The sequence below is a fragment of the Arthrobacter sp. EPSL27 genome, from assembly GCF_001512305.1.
Taxonomy (GTDB): domain Bacteria; phylum Actinomycetota; class Actinomycetes; order Actinomycetales; family Micrococcaceae; genus Arthrobacter.
On sequence record NZ_LNUT01000004.1, the window covers coordinates 1365335 to 1388058 of the forward strand.

The window sequence follows — 22724 nt, forward strand, 5'->3', positions numbered from 1 at the left end:
GTCTACCCCAGGGCGGGGCGGGTGGTCGCCGAGCTAGAGGATCATGCCGGGGTGGGCCTCTGGCTCCCGGCGCTGGCGAGCTCGCGGTCGACGTGCGGCGGCACCCTCGGCCGAAGACTTCCGAGCGTGATGCCAACGACAAAGTGATTCGAGATTCTCGTAGCTGTGATCGTCGCCAGGATTCTTGTGGTCGACCTGATTGGCCGGAGCTCCACACATAACGCCGAGCGAGTCGCGGGCTTGGCACTTGTAGTTGTCACGCCGGAGCACGCGGACTCGGCGGGCGGTCCAGTCGGATGGGAGCCGCTCCTTGCGGTTGCTTGTATCCCAAGCCATGCGGCGACTCCTCTCGTGGTGCTGGGGGTGGGGTCCAGCGAGAGCGGGGCGGGGTGTTGCTCTGGCCGGACAAGGTAGGGCATGGAAAGTAGAGAGCCCCGGTGCTCGACCGGGAAGGAGGCGGGAGCTACCGGGGCGGGCCGAGGAGCGGGAAGGAAGCGCTCGACTCGGCGGGCAGGGAAGTGTGAGGGCAAAGGAAAACCCTCCCTGCTTTACGTCTGCCCCGCGATATGGGTTGGGCGGCAGAGCGCTAAAACAGGAAGGGTTTATTGCTGGTTACATATATAGAGGGAGCCAGTACCGGGGGACGTTTACACGGCGAGCATTAGGCGATTCAGAATGTCGCGGATTTCCTTTGCCTCCGAGTGGGAAACACGGAAGTCGACCGTGTTGCCCGCCGTGACCACGGAGACGATGGTGTTCAGGAAGCCGTCGCGCTTCGTGAGGACGGACGTAATCTGGCGTACCGGGATCATTTCCGTGCCGGCCTTGCCGTTCTTGACGCCGGTCGCCAGAAGTGAGAGGCCGCCGGTCATGAGTCCGGCCGTGATCTTGCCACCGGAGACGCCGCGCTGAAGCTCCCACTCGATCCGGTCGGAGTAGATGGAGACGCGGGCGTTCTTACCGGCAGTGTGCGAAGTGAAGGTGTGGAGCGGGGCGCTCATTGCGGGTTCCTTTCGGAGGAGTGGCGAAGGTAGCTCGAAGATAGCAAGGCGCCCCGCGTGAGTCAACGCTCGCGTTTACACGCTCTGGCTTGGCGCTTGCGTTCGTTGTCACAGTCGCGGCAACGGTGGCTGAGGCCGTCCGGCCGGGAGCCGTCGGGGCCGAAGGCCGAGGTCGGCTTGTCCTGCTGGCAACGGGAGCAGGTCTTACCGGAGTGGCGGCGCCGGTAGGCGAGGCGGGCCAGGGCTTGGGCGGTCAGGGCCTCGGCCTCGCCGTTGCCGGTGTCGTACCGGGCGGCGAGGCTTGCGAGGCGGTTAGCTACCGGCTCGGCCATAGGTCGGCTCCGGCCCGGTGTAGGAGCCCCTCTTCTTATGGGGCTCGATCTGGCAGTAAGGATCGAAGACCTTCACGATCCGGAGGCCGGTGAACGGGAGAGGCTGGCTGATGCAGGTGCAGACGGGTTGCTCGGGGTTCATGCGCTAGGGTTCCTTCCTTTGTTTGGCAGTCATATGGGAGTCGCCTTACGCGGCGAGCGTCTGGAGAATTGCGAGAGCAAGCGCGGGCGGGACGGCGTTGCCGATCTGGAGAAGTTGCTTCGTCTTGGAGCCTTGCCACTTGAAACTGGCCGGGTAGCTCTGGAGGGCCGACACTTCCGCCACGGTAGCGACGGTCAGGACGCCCTCGGCGTCGAGGAATCCGCGGTTCCCGCTATCGTGTCCAGCCGTCACGGTGGGCGCTGGCTCTCTGAGGAAGCGCACGGCCTGATGTGCGAGCTTGTTGTTCTGGGTGTATCGGGTTTCGGAGTCCACGCGCTGGAGTGCCTCGGCAATGCTCCGCCACGGCAGGACGCCGGGGTCCAGGCGGGAGGGTTCCTTAGCGTAGTAACGCGAGTGAGTCGGCTCTGGGAGACGGGCTTCGGCGTCCAGCCGTGCGATCAGAAAGGCACGGCGCCGGGTCTGAGGTACGCCATATTGCTCAGCGTTCAAGACGCCGGTCGCCACGGAATACCCCATGCCGCGCATGACGTCGGCGCATGCGTCCCAGACGGGGAGAACCGTCGGGACCTGCTCCCAGGCCACGAGGCGAGGGTGGTCGCGGTAGACATGAGCGAGTGGGGTCAGGATAAGCGCCGTCCTCGGATCGAGGATTTCCACGTAGCCGTGGAGGGCGAGGGGCTCTTTGTAGACGCCCCTCTCGATCGCCGAGAGGACGTGCGAGAGCGATCTCATGCCCGCGCCATTCCCGGCCATGCTGAATGTCTGGCAGGGCGGGGAGGCAATAAGCAGATCGTAGGAGCGCCGGGAGCCGAGGAGCGAGTCCCAGACGTCACGGTAGGGGGTCTTCATGCCGTTGACTTCGCGGGTCGCGACTGCTTCGGGCATGATCTCGACGCCTTCCTCGTCTATATCGAGCATCTGGCAAGCTACGCCCCATCCGGTGCCGGCGAAGAGGTCGAGGGCCTTCACTTTGTCGCCTCCTTCTTTGCCTGATGCAGGGCGGCCAGGGCCTTGTCGGTCTTGCCGATGCGGTGGACGCGGCGGATCTGGTCGTCGCTAAAGGAGCGCCAGTTCTCGGCGCCTTTGGGGCCGCCCCAGAAGTCGAGCCACTCGCGGCCGTCGTCGCGGGTGACGCGCTTCAGGAAGCGGAAGCGCCCGCGCTCGCCGCGTATGGAGACTTCAGTGCCAGGGACAATGTGGCGGCCGTTGGCTTCGGCGTGGTCGTGCTCGTGCCAGTCGGCGGGGAGATTCTTCTTCAGCTTGCGGGCCACGAGGGGCCTCCTTCCTTCCGTTCGGGTACGCAAAAGGCGGCGCAGTCGGTTAGGACCACGCCGCCTCGGGCGGGGCTAGTTCTCCTTGGGGGCGCCTTCGTTCCAGAGCTCCTCGGGAATGTCCATTGCCCTCATGAGCGCCTGCTGGATCGCCTCGAACGGGTCGACCGGGTCCTTGCTCGCCGGGAAGGTGTGGACGACGTCCTCCAGCATGTCGCGGACGGCTTCGTAGCCGATGATCGGCTCGGCGGCGGTCACGAAGGCGACGATGCCCTTGGTCATTTCGGCGAAGGCGCCGTTAAGGACTCGGGCCTCGGCTTCGTCGTGCTCGTACTTGTAGGGGCCGTCATCGGCGGTGGCCTCGGAGAGGATCGAGAGGTAGACGTCGAGCGGGATCGAGTTGAGCATTGCGGGCTTCCTTCCTAGGTGGTTTGTCGGGGTGACAAGTAGAGAGGGAGCCAGGAGTGCCCGCCCTGCTCACGGCAAAAGAAAAGACCCTCCGGATTTCTCCGAAGGGCCGTTGTGATGGTCTATGCGTCCCAGCCGATCAGGCGGCCGGTGGCGCCGGTGGTGACGTGCTCGCCGTCATGGCAGCCGATGCGGGAGCAGACCGCGAAGCCGACGTACTTCGCGTGGCAGAAGCGGGGGCTAGGCCTCAGCGGGAGACGAAGTTGCCGTGCCACTCGTCTTCTGGCGTGTGCCTGACGTTGCCAGCTGGCACCCAGACGGAGAAGTGACGGAGGTCGTCGTCGCTCCAGGTCACGACCACCTCGTCCGTCGTCCAGTGCTCGGCGTAGCCGTGAACCTCGACGGTGCGGCCGTCGGTTAGCTCCAGTTCAGCTATGACCTTGGGCTCTTCGCCGTAGGAGAAGCGCCGCACGGTTTTAGCGGTGAGGTCGGGTATCGGCGACGCGTACTCGAACTCGACGCCGTCCTGCCGGAAGTTGATAACGCGGGTAGTCACAAGAGCCATGCTAGGTGAAAGCAGAAGAGCCCCTCCCGTTTTCAGGAGGGGCTCTTCTCGGTTAGTGGCCGTCGAGGTAGTCGTCGACCAGCGCCTCCAGGAAGCGCATGATTAGCGCCTTCTCGTCGATCTCAGGTGCTTCCGGAGCGGTGCCGGCCTCGGGTGCCGGGGGCTCCTCGATCGGCGCCGCGAGGGCGTGCCACGCCGCGAGGTCGCCGTAGAAGACGTTCAGATCGAGGTTGCCGCCGTAGCCGGGGAGGCGGCCTGTGGAGGCGTACTGCCAGATCGCCACGGTCCACCCGGGGACGCTGGGCGGGTTGCCGGGGACGCGGAAGCCCTCGACCGTCGCAGAGGACGGGTAGGCGGCCAGCCAGAGGGCGTATCCCGCGGCCTTGACGCTGCTCCAGTCGTGGGCGTTCGCCGTGCTGGCGTTCATGTAGATCAGCGGCTTGCGGCCGGTCGCCTTCTCTACGCGCTCCAGCCATTCGAGCGCCCATGCGGTGTTTTCCTGATGTTCGGCCTCCCAGTCCAGGGCCATGAGGTCGCCGGGCGCCAGCAGGGGCAAGACCACCTTCAGGAAGCTCTCGGCCTCGGCCTGAGCGGAGTTCTCAGGGCCTACCGGGCGGGCGAAGTGGTAGAACAGGGCCGGGACGCCGCTGGCCCGCGTGGAAGCCAGGGTCGAGATCAACGCCGGGTCGGACCAGCCGACGCCCTCGGTCGCCTTGATGCCGACGAAGCCGGCGCCGAGAGTGCGGACGTTGATCCCGGCCTGATGGTTGGAGACGTCGACGCCGTTCAGGGTCGGGTATTCCGGCGCAGGCTCCGGCGCGGGCGGGTCGGGGATCGGCGTCACGACGGGGGCCGGCGCCGGGGTCAGGTTCGGGAGGCCGTCGGTGCTGACCGGGTCGAAGAACAGGATCGAGGCGTAACCAATCGAGTCCTTGTACCAGAGCTTCGAGCGCGAGCCGTCGGCGCCTACGACTTCGTCGCCCTCCACGAAGCCCTCCCAGACCTCCTTAGACCCTGCCGGGATTTCGCGGACGACGGGAGCGCCGAGGCGCGGCTCCTTGCGCTGATTCACGACGGAGGCTCCGGCCTTGCGTTCGTTCGGTGCCAGGGCCTCCGTGCGGGGCGTTAGGTCGGGGAGGCCGTCGACGGTCGTCGGGTCGAAGAACAGGACCGAGGCGTAGCCTTGGGCGTCCTTCAGCCAGAGGTCCGAGCGGTTCCCGCCTCCGGCGTCAACCACTTCGCCGCGCACGAAGCCCTCCCAGACCTCTCGGGTCTTCGGCTCGATCACGCGAACGATCGGGGCGCCGATCTTCGGCTCGGCGCGCTGATTCACTTGGGCGTTGCCGACCATGCGCTCGTTGGCCTTCAGCGGCTTGTTCAGGTCTTCCCAGTAGTGGTCGCACACCGAGGACGGGTTCGAGCGGCCGTAGGTGCTGGAGTAGAGCCAGTAGCCGGGGAGGAGAACCTCGAAGTGCAGGTGCGGGCCGGTGGTCCAGAGGCCGGTGTTGCCCGTGTAGCCAATGATGTCGCCCTTGCGGACACGCTGGCCCTTGTCGACGACGGTCTGGTTCAGGTGGCCGAAGATGAACGTCGGTTCGGCGTCGCCACAGTCAAGGACGGCGACGAGGCCGCCACCCTTTGTCAGGAGCCAGGGGTTGTCCGAGCCGTTCATCGTCTGGGGGAAGCCCTCGTAGGCGATCACGCCGTCGCCGGGAGCGCGGACAGGGGTGCCGACGGGGCAGGGGTAGTCCTCGCCGGTATGGCCTCCGGACGGGTTCACTCCACCGGGATTCGAGCCGAAGGGCTGGCCCTTTGTGATGCTCTTGGAGAGCGGGAACATATAGCCCATGAGTGTCCTTTCAGGGAAGCACGACAAAGGGACGGCCAGCGAGGGCCGCCCCTTGACGTGGTCGGGTGGGTTATTCCGTGCGCTCGATAGCAAGCGCCTTGTCGATCGCCGATCGGATTTCCGCCGCATAGGCAATGGCGATCAGGTCGTGCTCGGCGGCGAGCTTCTCGCGCCGGGTGACGACGTCGAGGACGGCGTCGAGGGCGCCGAGGAGGGCCTCGCGGTCAAGCTGGGTGGGGGAGGCGATCGTGTAGTTCTGGCGCTTGCGGGCGCCGTTGATTACGTCGCGGCTGTTCTGGGTCCGCTTGCGGATCGCCGTTAGGGAGCCGTCGCGGGGTTCCTTGACCATTAGCGGGCCGCCTTCCGTGCGAGGCGCTGGGCCTTGCCCTTGCGGCGGCGCTTGGCCTTCTCGTCGGGAGTGACGGTTCCGGCGTAGATATGGCCGATGCTGAGGCGGCCGGGGCCGGCGATGGACGGGTAGCGGGCAATGTTGAGCGCGGCCAGGAGGCGGCGCTGGTAGAGGTTCGATTCCATGCGGGGGCTCCTTAGAGGTAGCGGTGGAGGGAGCGGGCATAGCGCCGGTCGGCGCGGGTAGTGGATCGGTTCACGAGCCAGAGCTCGGCGAGGGAGTCGACGACGTCGAGGAGGAGGAAGAGGGCGCTCACTCGAAGATCACTTCCGCGACGTCGAGCTTGTGGAAGGCGGCGGGGCGCTCGCGGGAGGCGGTGGCCGGGACGACGAAGTAGTAGCCGTCGGCGAGCGTGGGGTGCTCCATGACCGTGCCGGTGAAGGTCCGGCCGTTTTCGAGGACCACGGTCACGGTCGCCTCGGATTCGACGGCCTCGCGGAGGTTGGCGCGTAGGGCCTTGACGGCTGCGGCGGTCATTCGGCGGCCTCCTTTGCGGTGGTCGCCTTACGGGTCCGTCGAGCGGCGGGGCCCTTGGTGGGGACGGCGTCGGCCTTCAGCTGGGCGTCGATTTCAGGGACGGCGGGGGTTCCGACTTCGTCCTGAGAGGCCATAGCGAGTACGGCGTGGACCTGAGCCTCTGTCAGAGTGGCGAGGCGGGCGGCTGAGTTGTGTGGGTAGGTGAGGGCGAGAGCGAGGAGCTTCTCGGCTTGTGCTCGGTGCTCGGTGGGCGTTGCCACGGCGGGCCTCCTTGTGTCGGTGGATTGGACACTTAGAGAGGGAGCCAGGGATGCGACGTCTGCTCACGAGCGGGGAAAGTTTTGGGAACTGGCGGAACCATGACGAAATGACGGAATGAACGTCATTCTGTATCCAGTGTTAAGAGAGAGAGTTCTTATACGTAGATGCAGAATGACGTTAGAACCGTCATATCGTCATGGTTCCTTCATGGGAGACGCTCGGGGGGCGTTTACACGCTCCTCTCCCGGCGTTCCCGCCCCGGCGCCAGCCGCCGAGGCCCGGGCGGGCTAGTCTGCCCTTGCGGCGTCCCGAAGATACTCCTCGATCTCTGCCAAGCCCCAGTTGCCACGCCAGGGGATCTCCACGCGCGACCAGTCGATGATCTTGGACCTCTTCAGGGCGGGCCGGACTACGATCGGGCCGTCTAGCGCGTAGGACATCAATGCGCGTCGGCCGTCGACGTCCCTCTTCTCCCAGGCTTCCGCGAACGTCTCGCCCGTCCGGACCTCCTCCAGAGTGGACTCGACCGGGACCGCGGCCAGGGCCTCGCGCCGTGCGCGGAGCATGCTCAAGCGCTCGACCAAGGAGCCGAAGTCAGCGTCAGGAGAGGCCATATCGGCCGCCGTCGACGCGATCGCCGCCTCGACTTCCGCGAGCTCGCCAGTGTCACGGCTTGTCTCGCGCATTTCGACGACCTCATAACCGCCGTAGACCGCCAGGAACTGCTCGGCAACGTGATCCTCGACGTGCTGAGCGGCGATACTTACCTTCCTCGGGCAGGCGCCAGCTGGAGCGCCGCAGACGTAGCGGTGAACATTCGAGCCGTCCGCCTTGTAATCGCCTTGCCCTGCCCGCATGATGCGGCCGCAGGAGGAGCAAGCTAGATGTCCGGAGAGGAGCCGGGCGGCCCGCCGACGGCCAGCGCGGGCCACGCGGCCCCAGTCGCCGCGCGACCGGAGGAGGGCGCGGATCTCGCGCATTTCGGCCGGTGTAACGATCGCGGGCCAGACCTGCTCAGGCAGGCCGTCTTCTCCTAGGAGGGGGCGGCTCGTCCTGGAAGAGTCGCCCTTCACACGGTGGGTCATGTAGCCCATGAGGCTGTCACGCTGGAGCACGTCGGCGACGGTGGAGGCGTTCCACTCAGCCGCAAGGCGCGGGGCGCGGCCCTCGTCGTTGAGGATCTTTGCGGTCATGTAGGCGGACTTGCCGGAGAGGATCAGGTCGACGGCTCGCCGGACGGTCTTCGCTTCCTCCGGGTCGATCTCCAAGGCGCGGCCCTTGCCGGAAGGGTGCGGGATCGGGCGGTAGCCGAAGCCCGGCCTCCCGGAGTGGCGGCGCGTCTCGCGTTGATGCTTGCGGGCTGAGGCGACGCGGGTCTGGACGTTTTCACGCTCCATTCGGCCGACCTCAGCAATCAGAGAGACGTGCATCCTCCACGTCTGGGCGTCGGAGCGGATACCGTCGCCCATTGCCACGAAGAGAGCCGGGCGGCCGGAGGCTTGGCGCTCGTCGATCGTCTCGACGAGGTCGGCGACCGCGCGGACGCCTTGGCGGCTCCAGCGGTCAAACTTCCAGACTGCGATAACGTCGGCGGCGCCCTCGCGGAGCATATCCAGGGCAAGGTCGGCTTTCGCGCGGCGCTTGCCTCCGGAGAGGCCGTCGTCGGTGAGGACCTTTACGACCGTCCAGCCCTCGCGTTTACACAGCTCGCGAAGGTCGTTTTCTTGGCGGACAATAGAGGTTGATTCGTCCGTCGTGACGGACAAGCGCAGGTAGAGTACCGCGCGAAGCGGCTTACGTGAGTCGATCATGTGTCTATTATGCGACATCGGCCAGACACTGCCGGCGTTTGTGATCCTGGGCCTGCCGGACGCTTCCCTCAATGAGGCCAAGGAGCGGATCCGCTCCGCCGCCCAGAACTCCGGCATTCCCCTCAGCCGCCGCAAGATCACGGCAAACCTCATCCCGGCGTCGCTGCCCAAACGCGGTTCCGGCTTCGATCTGGCCATCGCCATCGCCGCCCTCCTCGCCTCCCGTGATGTCCGTTCCACCGGCCGCACGGTGTTCATCGCCGAGCTGGGGCTGGACGGCAGGCTGCGGCCGGTCCGCGGGGTCCTGCCCGCCGTGATGGCCGCCGTGCGGGCGGGGTACCCTGACGTCGTCGTGGCCCAGGCGAACGCCGCTGAGGCGAAGCTGGTGCCGGGCGCACGCGTTCAGGGTTACTCCACGCTTGCCCGGCTGGCTTTTGACTTCGGCGCTGACCCGCAGGATCTGGCCCTCGACTTTGACCCCGAACCGGATCAGGAAGAACCCGAGGCCGGCGCCGGTCCTGTGTCGTTCGTGCCGCCGGACATGCGGGACGTTTCCGGGCAGGGGGAGGCCCGGAAGGCGCTGGAGGTGGCCGCCGCCGGAGCCCACCACCTGCTCCTCACGGGGCCGCCGGGCGCCGGCAAGACCATGCTGGCCGAACGGCTTCCCGGCCTCCTGCCGGACCTCGGTGACGCGGAGGCCATGGAAGTGACCGCCATACATTCGCTCTGCTCGCTGACCTCGGCTTCCCTGGACCTCGTGCGACGGCCGCCGTATGAGAGCCCGCACCACACAGCCACACCGGCGGCCATCATCGGCGGAGGCTCCGGGCTGCCCCGACCGGGGGCAGCTTCGCGGGCCCACCGCGGGGTGTTGTTCCTCGATGAGGCGCCGGAGTATGAACGCCGCGTCCTGGACGCGCTGCGGCAGCCGCTGGAGAGCGGCGAACTGGTGCTGCACCGCTCGGCCGGAACGGCGGCCTATCCGGCACGCTTCCAGCTGGTTCTCGCCGCCAATCCCTGTCCCTGCGGCAAGGCCGCTGGCAAAGGGGTCGACTGCATCTGCACCCCTACCATGCGGCGGCGCTACCTGGCCCGCATGTCCGGCCCGCTCCTGGACCGGGTCGACATCCAGTTGCAGGTGGAGCGCGTCTCGTTGGCGGACTTCGGCCAGCCCACGGCCGAGGAGGACACCGCTACCATCGCGGCCCGCGTCCAGGCCGCCCGGAAGCGCCAGCTGGAGAGGCTCCTGCCCTTCGGGATGGAGACCAACGCCCAGGTCCCGGGGCGTGTGCTCCGGGGTGCACTCCGGCTGGGTGCCCCTACTACCCGGATCCTTGACCACGCCCTGGAGCGCGGGGTGCTCACGGCGCGCGGCTACGACCGCGTGCTGCGCCTGGCATGGACCCTGGCGGATCTGTCCCTCCGTGAAGTGCCGGAGGCCGACGACATCGGGGTGGCCCTCAACCTGCGGCAGGCGGCCGTCGCGGCCTAGCCCGTTGATCGCCCAGCCCGTATTTCACCCAGACGGAGAACCATCTAGGCCGAGAACCACCCAGCCCGTTTACCCGGTGCCCCGCGCGGCGGCACCGCCACTGATGCCAGAGCGTGAAAGGAACCCCCATGACAGAGAACGAACGGACGGCGCGGGCAGCGCTGTCACGGCTGTTCGAGCCGCAGGACGCCGCGGGACTCGCGCTCGTGCGCGCCGCCGGAGCTGAGGACGCCCTGAGGATAGCCACCGGAGAGCTGGCCGCCGGCGCGAAGCTGGAGCGCGAGATCTTCGAGCTGCTGGAAGAAAACAGCACGGGCACCGGGTGGACGGGGCTGGGGACTGCACGGCAGCGCTGGGCGCCCAGGATCCCGGACCTGGCACCGGCACGGGATCTCGCCACGATGCAGCGGCTGGGCGGGCGCTTGATCATTCCCACCGACGACCTCTGGCCGGGCCAGCTGGCCGATCTTGGACTGCAGGAGCCCCTCTGCCTCTGGTGGCGCGGCATCGAGCAGGAACTGCCACCGGCCGCCAAGTCCATTGCCCTGGTCGGTTCCCGGGACAGCACCTCCTACGGCGGGTCGGTGACGGGCGACCTGGCGTACTCACTGGCCCAGCGGGGGTTCACCATCGTCTCCGGCGGCGCCTACGGGATCGACGCGCACGCCCACCGGGCCGCCCTTGCCGGGGCTGCATCCGGCGGGATCCCCACCATCGCCGTGATGGCCGGGGGAGTGGACCGCTTCTACCCGTCGGGCAACGAGGACCTGCTCCGGGCCGTCGCCAACCAGGGTGCGGTCCTCGCAGAGGTGCCGCCGGGGTCCGCCCCGACGCGGTACAGGTTCCTGCACCAGAACTGTCAATTATATGCCTTGCCAGTTCCGCCGCCTTAGTAAAAAGAAAAGCCCCTTTCGGGGCTTTTCCATGCGCCCTCAGGGCGCTTGTATTATTTTCGTCACTTTTTGCGCCAACTGTTGAGGGGACTCCGCTCTGGAAGCATGGAAGGCGGGGCTAGCTTCCCTTGGGCGGCCAGCCCGAACCATTCCGCCCACCTATCGCTAAATTCGGACAGGTCGTAGGGGTCGACCTTCATGAAGGGCCAGGCATGCTGGACCTTGTCTGCGCCCTGCAGAGCTCGAGCCGCGTCATTTGCCGGGGGCATCTGGTAGGGGAGTCGAGCAGCCTGCTTGTTCAGCCAGACAGAATCGATGAAGGCCGTTTCGTACCAGTGGTACTGTCCGTCTGTCTCGACGTCGCCGTACCAAAGTGAGTGGCCGCGACCGGTATAGCCACGGATGGGCGATAAGCACTTAAGAACAAGGTGAGACATCTGGACGACTTCAAACGCTGGGGCCAGGGCGTCCGACCACAACGTGGGAACACTTGTAGGGGCGGCCAAGTACAGTTCTGCGTTACCCATTCGAATTAGGCAAGAAGAGTCGCGGTCTTGCGTTATCTTCGCCCCCGGTGCGTTTTCGGCGATGACCTCCAAGAATTCTTCAGAGAAGCGCTTGAAGGCATCATTGCCCGAGTCGGCGAGTGCTGCTCGTCGCTCCTGATCCGTCTTAGCCTCAGACTGTTGACGGGCGAGCTCTGCCTTCTTTCGAGCGTCCGCTTGATGTGCTTCCTGAAGAACCAAGAGGCCCTTGGACGTTTGTTCTTTCATAGCCAGGTCGAGACGCCTGCGAAACTCTGCTGCTGATGGGCGAGATCCCTGAGCCTTAGCCAGGCACTCTTCTATGAGCCATGCTAGCTTTTTGGGTGCCCCGGATGGAGGCACCTTGCCATGGAGATGATTGTCTCGAAGTTCCGCGTCCGACCCATAAAAGGGTCGACGTCCGCTTACAAGTTCAAAGGCTATGACGCCTAGGGCGTACATGTCCGTGGCTGGCGTTGCGTGCTCCGTTCGCCACTGCTCAGGGGCTGCATACTCGTATGTCCAAGCGAACTTGTGTGTGCCTGCTGCTGTTGCCGCTTCCGCATATCGTGCTATTCCGAAGTCGGCGACACACCACGATTGCCCCAGCAGAAGTACGTTCTCTGGTTTGAGGTCGCGGTGAACTATGCCACGCACCTCCAGATCCGCGAGGGCCTCCGTCAAGTCCTCCAATACCTTGATGGCGGAGGTGAGGTCCAATGGGCCCTTGGCAATTTCCGCTCGGAGGGACTGGCTTGCCTTGGGCATGGCTATTACCCAGTTGCCGGAATCTTCGCCCGAGTCGAGAATTTCAACCACGTTCTTGGCACCCGACAGCCGTGCTTCGAACAGCATCTCGCGTTCGGCGCCCGGCGTCTTGGGGATGTACTTCACCGCGCCGACTTCACCCTGAGGCCCGACAGCCTCGAAAACGTCGCCAAAGCTGCCGGAGCCTATGAGGCTGCCGACTTCCCACTCGCCGTTTTTCAGCTGTATTTTCATGCGCTACCCCTTATTTTCATGCGCCAATAGTTGGACTTATTCTATGTCCCGCTCAAAGGCATGTAGCCCTAGGACCAAAGCTCGAGTGAGAACAGCAGGAGCCTCGACTGGAAGCATGGAGCCAGGATGAGAGCGCGGGAAGTCGGGAAGGGTTCTATACGAGATTGTGTGCGTCCGCGTCAAACTCTGGTTGCAAGAGCGCCGAAGGCTATTCTCATAGTTGAATCATCCTAAGGGGGAGGCATCGTTGCCATATTTAATAGTTGCGGGGATCGTGATCGTCGTACTAGCGCTCATGATTTCGTTTTGGTACATCATCTTGCCGGTTGCGCTGCTTGCCTGGGCGGCCGCGGTGTCGCCCCGACTAATTCGGCATTTTCGTAAGAAGCGCTACTTCGCGAGCGAAGAATTCCTGGCGCGGAAGGCTGCGATCGCTTCGGTCGTTGAAGAGCACAATGAAATCGCTGCTTATACCTCTGAAATTCGTAACGGCGGAACGTTTCAGCTTGGCGTGGCGTCCACCGGCGCTCACGCGCACCTGGCGACGTTCGAGAATACGAGCAATCACAACTATCGTCGGGACCGGAACGTAGCTAGCTATCAAGCACCAAATGTGCACAACTGCTCACTGCAAGTTGTCCGCAACGCTAGTTCCGATCCCATCAAGTACCTGATGAAATACTTCAACATCAAGGCGGTCGAGAGCAACCTGTCTGATGTAGAACGTCTCGGCGAAGAAATCGCCCGACTCGAAGATGCAGTCGATAATCTACGCCAGCGCGAGGCGAGTATCACTGGGTCATTCAATCCTCCCCCGTTCATCTTGAAGTATTACGCGGACGAGTTCATGGCGCACGTCGGGGTTGAACTCTCACCCATCAGCGTGCCCTATCCGGAATATGCCTTCGAGTACGTGAGCGCCGGGGGCAACAGCGGGCAGAAAACAACCGTGACCTTGAACACCGCGACGATTGACGCGCTCATCGAGACACTCTCCCAGCAGATCCGATTCGGCAAAAGCGCGGCCGGACAGCGAGCCCTTATGACTGCGAAGCTGCGGAACTTCATCAAGACGAGAGACCGCCACACATGCCGTTTCTGCTCGGTGTCGGTCGCTGCGGAGCCTCACCTTCTTCTTGAAGTGGACCACATTGTTCCTGTCTCAAAGGGCGGGTTGTCAACGCCGGAAAATCTCCAAGCCCTCTGCTGGCGATGCAACAGGACCAAATCAAACAAGGTCCTGTCTGTCTGAGAAGACCCGGAGAAGGGCGCACGCGGACCATGGCCGACGCAAAAGGCCCCTCTCGCGGCCTAGGAAGTAGTTCCTGGGCTCGGAGAGGGGCCTTTCGAATTACTTCTTGAAGTAGTCCAAGTAGGACTCAACTTCTTGCGACTTCTCGGGGCAGAAGTATGCAACGGTCAAACGCACGCTGTCGTTGGCGCCCGCCTCATCGCCACCGATAGAGCGCACTGAGACGCCGAGCCCGGTTCCCGTCTGCTGGCATATCTGCTTCTCCATCCAGTCGGCGTAGCTCTTGACGTTGTCGGGCGCGATGCCGAGGGCCGCGAGGTCTGCTTTGTAGGAGCCGCTTGTCTTGATGGGTGCCGGTGTGGGCGTGGGCGTCGCCGTGACGGTCTTCGTGACAGTCGGTGTCGGTGCTGGTGTGGTGCTGGTCGTTGCGGCGGGGCTGGCGCTTTCGGCGGCGCCGCCACAGCCGGACAAAACAGTTATTAGCAGTGCAGCGGCAGCGCTAATGGCAAGCTTTTTCATGGTTCCCCCAATAGTGAATCAAGTCGTTTCTGCACCCTATCTGGGAAAAGCAAAAAGGCCCCTCTCGTAGCCTAGTAACTGGTTCCTGGGCTCGGGGAGGGGTCTTTTGTTGCAACGGCACCTTGGCGCCGTTGTCCGCGTACCTTGGAGGCATGACGAAAGAAGAAATAGCCCTTTGGGTTCAGGTCGCCGCAGTCGTTGCGGCGGTGCTGGCAGCGATTATCGCGCTAGTCGTGTCGGCGTTGGACCGCCGAAACGCCCGCCGAATTGCTGACGAAGATCGCCGAGCGGCGCTGCGACAGGCTCACATGATGTTTGAGCTTCAAACGTTGTTGAAGCTGGCCCAGAATAGGAGCCGCGGCGGGCATAGCGACACCAACATTTCAAAGGATATGGGCGCTGAGTGGGCGGCATTGGTCGGTGCGCTTGGGCCGGACCGAGTGCCGATAAACTGGGCGAAACTTGTGGACCTGCCGCCGGAAGAGATTGAGGCAAAGCTGACGGACGGCGATACGCCGGCGTGGCTCAAAGAGTCCATTGAAGCCCACAGGGCGCTAGCGGCGGTCGCCGAGGAGATTCGGCGCGAGAATGAAGCCGCGGAAACCGCCCGGACGCGATAGGGCCAAGAAACGCGAAAAGCCCCTCCGCTGAGCCTTTGGGGGGAGGGCTCGCGGAGGGGCGATCGTGCGGCGTCGGCGGTCTTGCTGTCCGGCGCCGGGGGCGTCTCGGCGGTTGGGGGTCCGTCTTCGACACGTCAAGGTTAGAGCTTCAACTATTGAGACTGCAAATCGGCAGCCTCGCGGCGGGGCGGTTCGTCGGCGTGTATGCGGGCGAGAGCGGCGTCGGCGTGCTCGCGGGCGCGGCCTGTGAGCTCGGGCAGGAACTCGCCGAGCAGGGCTTCGGCAATCGGTCCCTTCAGGCGCACACGCCAGCGTGTGCCGCTCTTGCGTGGCGGGTTGAGACTGAGCAGGGATGCATAGCGCGTGGCGTCGTGGTATCCGATTCGAGTCTCGACAATGACGCTTCTTGTGCCCAAGTAGGTCGGCTGGGCGGTGAAATAGCGGGAGCGGTTCAGGGTGGCGACTACGAAAGCACGCTCGGTGTCATTGAGGTTCTGCAAGTTGGGCTCCTTAGAGCTGTGTTGTGGCGAGATAGAAGGTGCCCGGCCGCCGTGATTGCTCACGGCGGCGAGGCCAGGATTAGCGGTTGCGGAGTGCCCGATGTAGCGCGGCCACGAGGCGCGGGTCGCTGAGCGGGTGCTCTTTCATGCGGGCCTCGCGTTTGGCGTTCTCTTGACGGACGAACTCCGCTTCGATCTCGGCGCGGGCCGTCGCCGGGTTGGCGTGCCAAGTCTGGACGCCGCCGTAGCTGGCGAGGTAGGGCTTGCCGGGATCCGGCACGTTGGCCTTGCACGGGTCCGGCGCCGTGACCGTCATGCCGTAGAGGTTTGGAGCTTTGCCGTCGCCGCCCCAGTTCCGGAAGCGGCCGAGGGCGTATTCCTGGGCGAGGCGCTTGCGGGCCGTTGTGTGCCAGCTTGGCCCTGCCGAAGGGCTGGCGTCGCGGCGTCCGGTGGCGTTCGTGTTGCCGGGGCGGGCCTGTCCTTGCCCCGTTGCGGGTGAACTAGACAATTTCGGTTCTCCTTAATGGGAATTGGAATTGTGAAAAGCCTCAGGAAATGCGTTTTCTGCAAAAACCCTCAGACTTGCGCGCACGGCGAAGCGCTATGCCCCTTCGGTCAGGGCGGAAGGGGGGAGGGGGAGTCCCTGGGCACCCCTGGGGGCGCCGTCGCCGTGAAAGGTTCGGGCGCCCCGCTGGGGGTTGGTCGTTTACACGCGCTAGCGAGAGTTCGAGCAGGTGGCGCGGCGGCGCTTCTTCGGGGCTCTTCCGGTCGCGGAGCGCTGAGCTTGCGGCGTCCGTGCTGAGGTTGTGCGCGACTTGGACTCCCGCCGGAAGGCGGCGAGTAGATCGCTGGTGTCCATGTCATAGATCGAGTGCTTGCGCTTCTTCGTGGATCGTTCCTGCCCGCCGCACGCGACGATTACCGGGCGGCCTGAGGTCGCGGGGTGGAACCTGCCGCAACCGGCGATACACGCGACGACGTAGCGTGACGGGACAGCCGGGGAGAGGGCTACCTTCTTGGCCGGGGCGGGGACTTCATTCGCCCGGGCAAGGGCCTCTGCTTCCTTGGCCGCGAGGTCTTCCTCGATCTGCTTAGTGATTGTGACCTTCAGGTGAGCGAGGCGAATGTCGGGGGCGAGCGACCGCCACGTCTTCTGGCTGAAGGGCTTACGGAGGCGACCAGGGGTTTGCATCACGTCGACGTCGGCGAAGCGTGCGAGCTTGACGAGGCGGTTCTCGACGCGGCGGGCCACGGCAGAGGAGACAATTGGGGCGGGGGTGGTTTCCAAGGTGGAGTAACTCTCTGGGAGAAGGGGCGGGGGGCACGACAGAGGCCGCCGTTAGCGTGGGTCGGGCGGCCTCTGTGGCGTGTTGTTCAGTTGTGGGGTGGGGGTTTACCGGCGAGCTGCGGCGGCGATAGCGCCGGGGTCAAAGTCGCTGGCCGCGTCATGTTCGGCCTGGGCGCGGATCGCGGCGTAGAGGGCCTCGGGCGTTGTGCCCTTGGCTTCTGCCTCGCGCTCGATGCGGCGCTTCGTCTGCTCGTCGAGTTCGGCGTATGACGCCGGAAGCGGGGCGGACTTCTGGGCGGTCTTGACGATGTCCGTGATGTTGTAGCTGCTAGCCATTGTTGGCGGTCCTTTCGGTGGGGAAGTTCGCGGCGTTCGCGAGAATGGTTCGGGCTTCGAGGGCGCCGAAGCGGTAAGCCAGGGCGGCGGCGGTAGACATTCCGGCGCGTTCGGCGTAGATGCGGATTACGTCGCTGAGGGGCAGGGGCACGGGCTAGAAGCCTTCCTTGCGGGAGCGGGCGCGGACGGCTGCGACGGCCTTGGCGTCGGCGGCCTTGTGGGCCTCAATTGCGGCCTGAGCGATTTCGGCGGCGGCTGGTACGCGCTCGCCTTCGGCGGTGAGCTTCAGGGCGGCGACGTCGAAGGCTTCCAGCATGGGCCTGACCACTGTCTCGACGTTGGCGAGGCTTCGGTAGTTGATAGGCGCCGAGTTGCGCCAGTCTCGGCCGGGGGAGCCGGCGGCGCCGTGGGCCTGTTCGCGTTCAGTCAGGGCGGCCTTCAGGGTTGCCCAAGCGGCGACGGCTTCCTCGTGCTTCGCCAGGGCATGCTGGGCGGCCATTGCCTTGAACTCGGCCGGGTCGGCGGTGCCGTACACGAGCGCGTCGAAGCGCCGGAGAGCGACCACGGCCCGCTTTGCCTGGGCGTCTACGGCCTTATCGGCGGCCTTGTAAGCTCTCTCGGCGGCTTCCAGTTCGGAGGCCAGCGGGTCGCTGTTGCGGAGGGCTACGAGGGCCTTGCCGCTGGCGCTGTACTCGCGGGCGAGTTCGGCGCCCTTGGCATTCTCGGCTTCCCATGCGGCCTTAGCTTCGGCGGCGCCGGGGATGGAGGAAACGAGCCATGCGGGCGGCATGTGGTGCTCGAAGAGGTACTGAGCGCCGCCCTTGCCGGTGGCGGTGATGTTGCGGGGGTTCATAGGGTTCCTTTCGGTGGTGTTTTCATGGGGCTCCGGCCGGGGCGGGCCGGGGGCTTATGGGGCGCTAAGCGCCGGGGATCACGAGGTAGCGTTTGCGGGCGTGGCCGGTGACGACGGTGCCGACCTCGGGGAGGAGTTCGTAAAACTTCGTGCGGCCGATCGCGACGGCGCCGGGGAAGCGGCAGGCGACCTTGGCGGAGGAGGTCACTGCTTGGCGCCACGCGGCCCACACGTCGCCGAGATCGTGCCGTCCGGCCGGTAGGCCAGCGGCCCACTTGCGGAGGACTTCGAGGGCCTCCTCGCGGTGCTGGGCTCCTTGCTTGGCGCGGAACTCGGCGACGTACTGGGTGCGGGTGCGCTTCGTCGTCGGGTTGATTGCCTCCCGGATCGCGTCGTGCTCCTCTTCGCTGAGCATGGGGAGCAGGTCGCGGGCAGCGGCGGCGACCTTTGCAACGTAGTTTTGAGCGCCGAAGACCCTTTGCTCGATCAGGCGCCGGGTCGTGCGGGCGAGGCGGCTGGTGCGTGTGTCGTCGGTCTTCTCGGTGTCGGCCAGGATTGCGAGGATCGCGGCGCGGGTGCGGTCTTGCATTTCGCGGACGGTGATTTTCTCGGGGGCGTCGCCGGTGCGGTAGACGAGGATTCGGTCGTTGTAGTCGTCGTCGTAGGTGCTGTATCCCTTGCGGGTCATGGCCTCGGCGATTGCGGCGGCGAGGGCGCGGATTGAGACGACGGGCTCCTCGCCGATGAAGTCGGTGGTGCGGGCGGTGGCAGGGTTCATTGTGGCGGGCCTTTCTCTGGGCAGGGGGCGGTGCCCCGGCCTTGCAAGCCACTTGCAGGGCAGTGGTGAAGAGTTGCGTAGCCATGACGCGTAAACGTCATGTTGGATAGATGTGTAAGGAGAGCTCTCTCTCTAAGGGAGATGGAGAGTGACGATTACGAGTCATGGCTACAGAACTCTTCACCGTCACGCCGTCTTCCCCGGCACGTCCCCGGCCCATTCGCTGGCCAGGGGGCGGCTCGCCCGCCTCGGCGCTGCGTTTACACGCGCTCTAGAAGGCGCCGCGCCTCTCTCGCGAGTGAGGCCAGGATCGCCGGATCGGCGCCAGCGCTCAGCACGGCGCTTTGCCGGTCGAGGAGCTCGCGTGCTAGGGCTACACGCTCGGCGCGGAGGGCGCGGGAGCGGCGCTGACGGCACCTGTCTGAGCAAAGCTCCTGACGGCCGGTTAGTGGGCGGGTCTTGCATATGGGGCAGAGCATGGCGGCTCCTCCTCTCGCGGTGTCACGGAAATTGGGCAAAAAAGACGGGACAAGCGGATCCACTCAACGCGCCCCACGCGGAGGGCTCGACGCTTGTCCCGGTAGCCGCGCACGAAACGGAACCAAACCAGCGCGGCGAATCTGGGCCGCCGCACTGCGCACTGTGCGCTTTGTGGGGTGCGTGCTGGCGGCGGCAAGTCTTGGTTACACATATAGAGGGAGCCAAGGGTGCCGTTTTGCTCACGCCGGGCATGAAAAAAGCCCCGCCAAAGTGGCAGGGCCTTTCTCAGCTGTTGGGCAGTGCGTCGTTTACACGCTCCGCTTCGGCCTTGACGATCCGCTCGGCGTCCGTCAGGAGCCACCGTCGGAAGTCGTCGGCGCCGGGCGTGTAGGTCTGATCGAAGGGCTGGTCGCCGTAGATGCGATCGCGGGCGTGGTTGCGTTCATTCGGCGTCATAGTCCTCCGTGTGCGGATCCGGGTTCAGGTGCGTGGCGAGCTTGTGCTCGATCCACACGCGGGAAATGTCCCTGCCGGAGCGGACCTCGATGTAGAGGAGCGCTCGCACAATTTCGCGCTGCTTGTCGAGGTCGAGCTCATCGAAGCGGGCGAGGACGGTTTCCTTCATCTCGGCGAACTCGGCCATGCTCGCCTCGGACTTCACTAGGAGTCCGTGGGCAATGTCGAGCAACGCCGAGGCTGCGCCCTTCTCAGCGCGGGCCCGTTCAAGCTCGGCCTCGATCGCGAGGCGGGCGTCGCGTAACTCGATCAGGCGGGCGCGGGCGATGGTCTGCGGCACCAACCCTTCGTCGCGGTCGGCGATCGTGGCGGCGACGTGCGCAGCGTTCTTCTCGTGGGCGGCGATCAGTGCGGCGATATTCGAGCCGTTCGGGGACGCGGGGAAGAGGCCAGGGCCTCCGGTGATGAATGCCTTGGCGACTTCGTCACGGACGATGGGCTCCACAATCTTCTTCAAGATGGAAACGTGCGAGAGGTCCGCCTTGCAGAGGTACGAGCGCATATAGGTCATGGGAGTGCCGCACTCGCCGCAGTGCATGAGGCCGGATAGCAGGTGGCGGGGCTTCGGGCCGGGGCTAGTTTTACGAGACGGGTCGCTGAGGATAGCGACCACCTCGGCGGCGAGCTCGGGCTGCACGATTGGCGTCACTGCGTCGGAGTCGGTCACGGCGCCGAGGTGGCGGACCTTTCCGGTGTAGTGCGGGTTCTTTAGAATGTCGGCTATGCGCCGGGCGTTCCAAACCTTGCCGGGGGCAGGGCTGATGCCCTCCTCCGTCAGCCATTTGACGGCCGAGCGAAGAGAACCGCCCTCGGCTACGTGGGTAAACAGACGCCGGACGACAACGGCCTCGGCTTCGCGGGGAGTAACGCCGTCGGTTTCGTAGCCGTAGCGCCGACGGCCAGGAACGGGGCGGCCGCTGGCGGCGCGGGATTCGTTGGCACGCTTCTGGCGCTCGCTCTTTCGGCGGACCTCGAAGCGGGCGATACCGGCGAGCATGGTTGCGCGGAACTCACCGTCGGCCGTCGTCAGGTCAATCTCGCCGTCGACGGTCAGCACGCGGGCGCCGGAGTCGGTAATCTCGATCAGGTCGCGAGTGGAGCGGAGGAGCCGGTCAAGGTCGACGGCCACGACGACGTCGGCGGCGCCGGAGCGGAGGTCTTCGAGCATCCGGAACCATGCCGTGCCGGGGCCTCGGCGCTTGGCGGCACTCGTGTCGTTGTCCTCGTAGACCTTGCCGAGGGTCCAGCCTCGGGCCTCGATTAGGGCCGTGCAGCGCTTCTTCTGGTTGGCGATGCCCTCCGCAACGTCCTCGGACTGGCGGGCATATATCGCCGCTATGGTGTGTGAACGGGTCATGCATCTAATCGTAGTTTCTGCCAGCGGAACAGGCTGATCGCAGCCCTCTCGTCGGTCACGGTGGTGGTGGAAGCCCGGTGGAGGTCCGGCGCGCTTAACACGGCGCACCATGCCGAGACGCTGGGCCGCGCGGTGGGCGCGGTCCCGGGCTCGGTGCACAGCGCCAACTCCGCAGGCTGCCACCGGCTGCTCCGCGAGGGAGGCGCTGTCTGCGTCACCGATGCGGGCGAGATTGCCGAGCTCGCGGCGCCCAGCGGCGAAGCACTCCCCGACGACAAGTCCGGACCCGCCGCGGTCCAGGACGGGCTGACGCTGGAGGACCTCATCCTGCTCGACGCCCTGCCCCTGCGGACCGCCACCTCGGTCGAAAAGCTCACCGTCGTGGCGGGCCTCAGCGCTGACTCGGTCCGGGCGGGCCTCGGCCGGCTCGGATTGCTGGGCCTGGCCGAGTCGCGCGCCGGCGGCTGGAAACGTTCGGGAAAACCCGGCTGAGGGGTCCCGTTCCCCGCAAGAAGCATCGTGGCAGCAGCAGACCCGCGGCGCGCCGGTGGGCTCCTTGACCGTGGGGCGAATCCTGCGAAAGTAAGGGGGTGCCCACACAGCAGATCCCGGCCCCGCTGGCCGCCGCCGCAGCAGCCTTTGGCCGGTACCTGGAGGCAGAGCGGGGCCGCTCGGCCCACACCGTGCGCGCCTACCTCTCCGATGTGGGCAGCCTTCTGGAGTCCGCCGCCTCCGAAGGGGTGGAGGACCTGCCGGGCCTGGAACTTGGCACCCTGCGGCGGTGGCTCGGAGCGCAAAGCGAAGGCGGGATGTCCCGTGCCACGCTGGCACGCCGCTCCGCGACCGCCAGGGCCTTTACAGCTTGGGCGGTCCGCGAGGAACTGATTGCCGCGGATCCGGCGCTGCGGCTGAAGGCGCCCAAGCGGGAGAAGTCCCTCCCCGGGGTGCTGCACCAGCAGCAGGTCCTCCGCCTCGTCGAAGGCACCGAAACTGCCGCCGCCGAGGGCGGGCCCCTGCCCCTCCGGAACCGCGCCATGGTGGAACTGCTGTACGCCACCGGTATCCGGGTCGGCGAGCTGGTCGGTCTCGACGTGGACGACCTCGATCCCGACCGCAGGACCCTGCGCGTGGTCGGCAAGGGCAACAAGGAACGCACAGTGCCCTACGGTCTGCCCGCAGCGATCGCCGTCGACGACTGGCTGCGCCGGGGCAGGCCCGCCCTCGCCACGGAAACCTCCGGCCCGGCGCTGTTCCTCGGCGCCCGCGGCAAACGGGTTGACCAGCGGCAGGTCCGCAGCGTGGTCCGCGATCTGCTGCACGCACTGGGGGACACCGCCGCGACCGGGCCGCACGCACTCCGGCACTCGGCCGCGACGCACCTGCTCGACGGCGGGGCCGACCTCCGTGCAGTGCAGGAAATCCTGGGCCACAGCAGCCTCGCCACCACCCAGATCTACACGCACGTCTCCGTCGAGCGGCTCCGGCAGAGCTACCAGCAGGCCCATCCGAGGGCCTGACCCCGCCGCCTGGCGACGTGCCGGCCGCCACGGACCGCCCTTATAAGACGCAGCGCGGCGTGCCGGGAAAGACGCGCCGAATTTCACTGGCGTAATAACAAGGCGTACGGCAGAATAAGACTCACGCCCGGCCACCTTCGAGTGTCGATTGAAGCTCTTGAGCATCAGCCTCACCGAGAAACCGGGCACTAATTTAATAGTCTGGCAAGGACCACCCGATCACGGCGGACCCGCGCAACAGACAGACATC

At 65.7% G+C, this 22724-nt stretch carries 28 protein-coding genes and 2 pseudogenes; 6 read left to right on the top strand and 24 right to left on the bottom strand.

Annotated elements, in window-relative coordinates; translation table 11 throughout:
* Positions 1 to 647: 647 nt before the first annotated feature.
* The 13 genes from AR539_RS10730 to AR539_RS10785 form a co-directional block, all read right to left on the bottom strand.
* Positions 648 to 1001, bottom strand: a complete 354-nt coding sequence (locus AR539_RS10730) for a hypothetical protein (RefSeq protein WP_066435978.1) — start codon at positions 999 to 1001, stop codon at positions 648 to 650.
* A 62-nt stretch (positions 1002 to 1063) separates the two neighbouring features.
* Complete coding sequence (locus AR539_RS10735; RefSeq protein WP_066435982.1) at positions 1064 to 1333, bottom strand: hypothetical protein; 270 nt, start codon at positions 1331 to 1333, stop codon at positions 1064 to 1066.
* Between the two features lie 187 nt (positions 1334 to 1520).
* The gene (locus AR539_RS10740; protein ID WP_066435985.1) at positions 1521 to 2465 is read right to left on the bottom strand and encodes a DNA cytosine methyltransferase; all 945 of its coding nucleotides are present in this window, start codon (positions 2463 to 2465) and stop codon (positions 1521 to 1523) included.
* A complete protein-coding gene (locus AR539_RS10745) occupies positions 2462 to 2767 on the bottom strand; it encodes a DUF7246 family protein (RefSeq protein WP_197410595.1) in 306 nt (101 codons plus the stop codon). The genes AR539_RS10740 and AR539_RS10745 overlap by 4 nt, the downstream gene beginning before the upstream one ends.
* 75 nt (positions 2768 to 2842) lie before the next feature.
* Positions 2843 to 3175, bottom strand: a complete 333-nt coding sequence (locus AR539_RS10750) for a hypothetical protein (RefSeq protein WP_066435988.1) — start codon at positions 3173 to 3175, stop codon at positions 2843 to 2845.
* Positions 3176 to 3297: 122 nt separating this feature from the next.
* Positions 3298 to 3450: a hypothetical protein gene (locus AR539_RS19360; protein WP_157360971.1), complete on the bottom strand. Its 153-nt coding sequence runs from the start codon at positions 3448 to 3450 to the stop codon at positions 3298 to 3300.
* Positions 3423 to 3731 carry a hypothetical protein gene (locus AR539_RS10755; RefSeq protein ID WP_157360972.1) on the bottom strand — a complete coding sequence of 103 codons (309 nt, stop codon included), beginning with the start codon at positions 3729 to 3731 and terminating at the stop codon, positions 3423 to 3425. The genes AR539_RS19360 and AR539_RS10755 overlap by 28 nt, the downstream gene beginning before the upstream one ends.
* A 61-nt stretch (positions 3732 to 3792) precedes the next feature.
* Positions 3793 to 5589: a GH25 family lysozyme gene (locus tag AR539_RS10760; RefSeq protein ID WP_066435993.1), complete on the bottom strand. Its 1797-nt coding sequence runs from the start codon at positions 5587 to 5589 to the stop codon at positions 3793 to 3795.
* 70 nt (positions 5590 to 5659) lie between these two features.
* The gene (locus tag AR539_RS10765; protein WP_066435996.1) at positions 5660 to 5938 is read right to left on the bottom strand and encodes a hypothetical protein; all 279 of its coding nucleotides are present in this window, start codon (positions 5936 to 5938) and stop codon (positions 5660 to 5662) included.
* Positions 5938 to 6123, bottom strand: coding sequence for a hypothetical protein (locus tag AR539_RS10770; RefSeq protein ID WP_066435999.1), 186 nt, complete (start codon positions 6121 to 6123; stop codon positions 5938 to 5940). The genes AR539_RS10765 and AR539_RS10770 overlap by 1 nt, the downstream gene beginning before the upstream one ends.
* 127 nt (positions 6124 to 6250) lie before the next feature.
* Entirely contained in the window at positions 6251 to 6475 is a 225-nt protein-coding gene (locus AR539_RS10775) for a hypothetical protein (protein WP_066436001.1), read from the bottom strand.
* Positions 6472 to 6609 carry a hypothetical protein gene (locus tag AR539_RS19365; protein ID WP_157360973.1) on the bottom strand — a complete coding sequence of 46 codons (138 nt, stop codon included), beginning with the start codon at positions 6607 to 6609 and terminating at the stop codon, positions 6472 to 6474. Before AR539_RS19365 ends, AR539_RS10775 begins: the two co-directional genes overlap by 4 nt.
* A 414-nt stretch (positions 6610 to 7023) precedes the next feature.
* A complete protein-coding gene (locus AR539_RS10785) occupies positions 7024 to 8547 on the bottom strand; it encodes a recombinase family protein (RefSeq protein ID WP_066436008.1) in 1524 nt (507 codons plus the stop codon).
* On the opposite strand from AR539_RS10785, the gene AR539_RS10790 reads away from it, so the two are divergent.
* Both AR539_RS10790 and AR539_RS10795 read left to right on the top strand, forming a co-directional pair.
* On the top strand, positions 8546 to 10039 hold the full coding sequence (locus AR539_RS10790; protein ID WP_066436011.1) for a YifB family Mg chelatase-like AAA ATPase: 1494 nt from the start codon (positions 8546 to 8548) through the stop codon (positions 10037 to 10039). The genes AR539_RS10785 and AR539_RS10790 overlap by 2 nt on opposite strands.
* 128 nt (positions 10040 to 10167) lie before the next feature.
* Positions 10168 to 10914 (top strand): annotated as a pseudogene (locus AR539_RS10795) (DNA-processing protein DprA); the annotation flags it as partial.
* Positions 10915 to 10994: 80 nt separating this feature from the next.
* Here the strand turns inward: AR539_RS10795 and AR539_RS19055 are convergent.
* Entirely contained in the window at positions 10995 to 12458 is a 1464-nt protein-coding gene (locus tag AR539_RS19055; protein WP_082699302.1) for a serine/threonine-protein kinase, read from the bottom strand.
* Between the two features lie 274 nt (positions 12459 to 12732).
* Between AR539_RS19055 and AR539_RS10815 the strand changes: the two genes are divergently transcribed.
* The gene (locus AR539_RS10815) at positions 12733 to 13710 is read left to right on the top strand and encodes an HNH endonuclease (protein WP_231728567.1); all 978 of its coding nucleotides are present in this window, start codon (positions 12733 to 12735) and stop codon (positions 13708 to 13710) included.
* Positions 13711 to 13809: 99 nt separating this feature from the next.
* On the opposite strand, the gene AR539_RS10820 is transcribed toward AR539_RS10815, so the two are convergent.
* On the bottom strand, positions 13810 to 14229 hold the full coding sequence (locus AR539_RS10820; protein ID WP_066436022.1) for a hypothetical protein: 420 nt from the start codon (positions 14227 to 14229) through the stop codon (positions 13810 to 13812).
* Between the two features lie 152 nt (positions 14230 to 14381).
* On the opposite strand from AR539_RS10820, the gene AR539_RS10825 reads away from it, so the two are divergent.
* Positions 14382 to 14849: a hypothetical protein gene (locus tag AR539_RS10825; protein WP_066436024.1), complete on the top strand. Its 468-nt coding sequence runs from the start codon at positions 14382 to 14384 to the stop codon at positions 14847 to 14849.
* Between the two features lie 152 nt (positions 14850 to 15001).
* Here the strand turns inward: AR539_RS10825 and AR539_RS10830 are convergent, their stop codons facing one another.
* The 9 genes from AR539_RS10830 to AR539_RS10860 all read right to left on the bottom strand — a co-directional run bounded on the left by AR539_RS10830 (position 15002) and on the right by AR539_RS10860 (position 20957).
* A complete protein-coding gene (locus AR539_RS10830; protein WP_066436027.1) occupies positions 15002 to 15349 on the bottom strand; it encodes a hypothetical protein in 348 nt (115 codons plus the stop codon).
* A gap of 79 nt (positions 15350 to 15428) precedes the next feature.
* Complete coding sequence (locus AR539_RS10835) at positions 15429 to 15857, bottom strand: hypothetical protein (protein ID WP_066436031.1); 429 nt, start codon at positions 15855 to 15857, stop codon at positions 15429 to 15431.
* A gap of 207 nt (positions 15858 to 16064) precedes the next feature.
* Positions 16065 to 16637, bottom strand: coding sequence for a hypothetical protein (locus AR539_RS10840; protein WP_157360975.1), 573 nt, complete (start codon positions 16635 to 16637; stop codon positions 16065 to 16067).
* A gap of 105 nt (positions 16638 to 16742) precedes the next feature.
* A complete protein-coding gene (locus AR539_RS10845) occupies positions 16743 to 16973 on the bottom strand; it encodes a hypothetical protein (protein WP_066436038.1) in 231 nt (76 codons plus the stop codon).
* Positions 16966 to 17124: a hypothetical protein gene (locus AR539_RS19370; protein ID WP_157360976.1), complete on the bottom strand. Its 159-nt coding sequence runs from the start codon at positions 17122 to 17124 to the stop codon at positions 16966 to 16968. The genes AR539_RS10845 and AR539_RS19370 overlap by 8 nt, the downstream gene beginning before the upstream one ends.
* Before the next feature lie 3 nt (positions 17125 to 17127).
* Entirely contained in the window at positions 17128 to 17826 is a 699-nt protein-coding gene (locus AR539_RS10850) for a hypothetical protein (protein ID WP_066436040.1), read from the bottom strand.
* A gap of 64 nt (positions 17827 to 17890) precedes the next feature.
* Entirely contained in the window at positions 17891 to 18604 is a 714-nt protein-coding gene (locus AR539_RS10855; protein WP_066436043.1) for a hypothetical protein, read from the bottom strand.
* Positions 18605 to 19369: 765 nt separating this feature from the next.
* Positions 19370 to 19540, bottom strand: a complete 171-nt coding sequence (locus AR539_RS19375; protein ID WP_157360977.1) for a hypothetical protein — start codon at positions 19538 to 19540, stop codon at positions 19370 to 19372.
* Positions 19527 to 20957 (bottom strand): recombinase family protein, encoded by a 1431-nt coding sequence (locus tag AR539_RS10860; RefSeq protein ID WP_066436046.1) that lies wholly within the window; start codon positions 20955 to 20957, stop codon positions 19527 to 19529. Before AR539_RS10860 ends, AR539_RS19375 begins: the two co-directional genes overlap by 14 nt.
* Positions 20958 to 20969: 12 nt before the next feature.
* Here AR539_RS10860 and AR539_RS10865 point away from each other — a divergent pair.
* Both AR539_RS10865 and AR539_RS10870 read left to right on the top strand, forming a co-directional pair.
* A pseudogene (locus AR539_RS10865) lies at positions 20970 to 21449 on the top strand (DNA-processing protein DprA); the annotation flags it as partial.
* 98 nt (positions 21450 to 21547) lie between these two features.
* Positions 21548 to 22474 (top strand): tyrosine recombinase XerC, encoded by a 927-nt coding sequence (locus AR539_RS10870; protein ID WP_066436048.1) that lies wholly within the window; start codon positions 21548 to 21550, stop codon positions 22472 to 22474.
* Positions 22475 to 22724: the final 250 nt, after the last annotated feature.

Coding starts and splice junctions, on each gene's coding strand:
- AR539_RS10730 (WP_066435978.1), bottom strand. CDS start 1,001: ATGAGCGCCCCGCTCCACACCTTCACTTCGCACACTGCCGGTAAGAAC.
- AR539_RS10860 (WP_066436046.1), bottom strand. CDS start 20,957: ATGACCCGTTCACACACCATAGCGGCGATATATGCCCGCCAGTCCGAG.
- AR539_RS19055 (WP_082699302.1), bottom strand. CDS start 12,458: ATGAAAATACAGCTGAAAAACGGCGAGTGGGAAGTCGGCAGCCTCATA.
- AR539_RS10785 (WP_066436008.1), bottom strand. CDS start 8,547: ATGATCGACTCACGTAAGCCGCTTCGCGCGGTACTCTACCTGCGCTTG.
- AR539_RS10790 (WP_066436011.1), top strand. CDS start 8,546: ATGTGTCTATTATGCGACATCGGCCAGACACTGCCGGCGTTTGTGATC.
- AR539_RS10760 (WP_066435993.1), bottom strand. CDS start 5,589: ATGGGCTATATGTTCCCGCTCTCCAAGAGCATCACAAAGGGCCAGCCC.
- AR539_RS10850 (WP_066436040.1), bottom strand. CDS start 17,826: ATGAACCCCCGCAACATCACCGCCACCGGCAAGGGCGGCGCTCAGTAC.
- AR539_RS19375 (WP_157360977.1), bottom strand. CDS start 19,540: ATGACGCCGAATGAACGCAACCACGCCCGCGATCGCATCTACGGCGAC.
- AR539_RS10855 (WP_066436043.1), bottom strand. CDS start 18,604: ATGAACCCTGCCACCGCCCGCACCACCGACTTCATCGGCGAGGAGCCC.
- AR539_RS10770 (WP_066435999.1), bottom strand. CDS start 6,123: ATGGAATCGAACCTCTACCAGCGCCGCCTCCTGGCCGCGCTCAACATT.
- AR539_RS10750 (WP_066435988.1), bottom strand. CDS start 3,175: ATGCTCAACTCGATCCCGCTCGACGTCTACCTCTCGATCCTCTCCGAG.
- AR539_RS10820 (WP_066436022.1), bottom strand. CDS start 14,229: ATGAAAAAGCTTGCCATTAGCGCTGCCGCTGCACTGCTAATAACTGTT.
- AR539_RS10775 (WP_066436001.1), bottom strand. CDS start 6,475: ATGACCGCCGCAGCCGTCAAGGCCCTACGCGCCAACCTCCGCGAGGCC.
- AR539_RS10765 (WP_066435996.1), bottom strand. CDS start 5,938: ATGGTCAAGGAACCCCGCGACGGCTCCCTAACGGCGATCCGCAAGCGG.
- AR539_RS10735 (WP_066435982.1), bottom strand. CDS start 1,333: ATGGCCGAGCCGGTAGCTAACCGCCTCGCAAGCCTCGCCGCCCGGTAC.
- AR539_RS10845 (WP_066436038.1), bottom strand. CDS start 16,973: ATGGCTAGCAGCTACAACATCACGGACATCGTCAAGACCGCCCAGAAG.
- AR539_RS10825 (WP_066436024.1), top strand. CDS start 14,382: ATGACGAAAGAAGAAATAGCCCTTTGGGTTCAGGTCGCCGCAGTCGTT.
- AR539_RS19365 (WP_157360973.1), bottom strand. CDS start 6,609: ATGGCCTCTCAGGACGAAGTCGGAACCCCCGCCGTCCCTGAAATCGAC.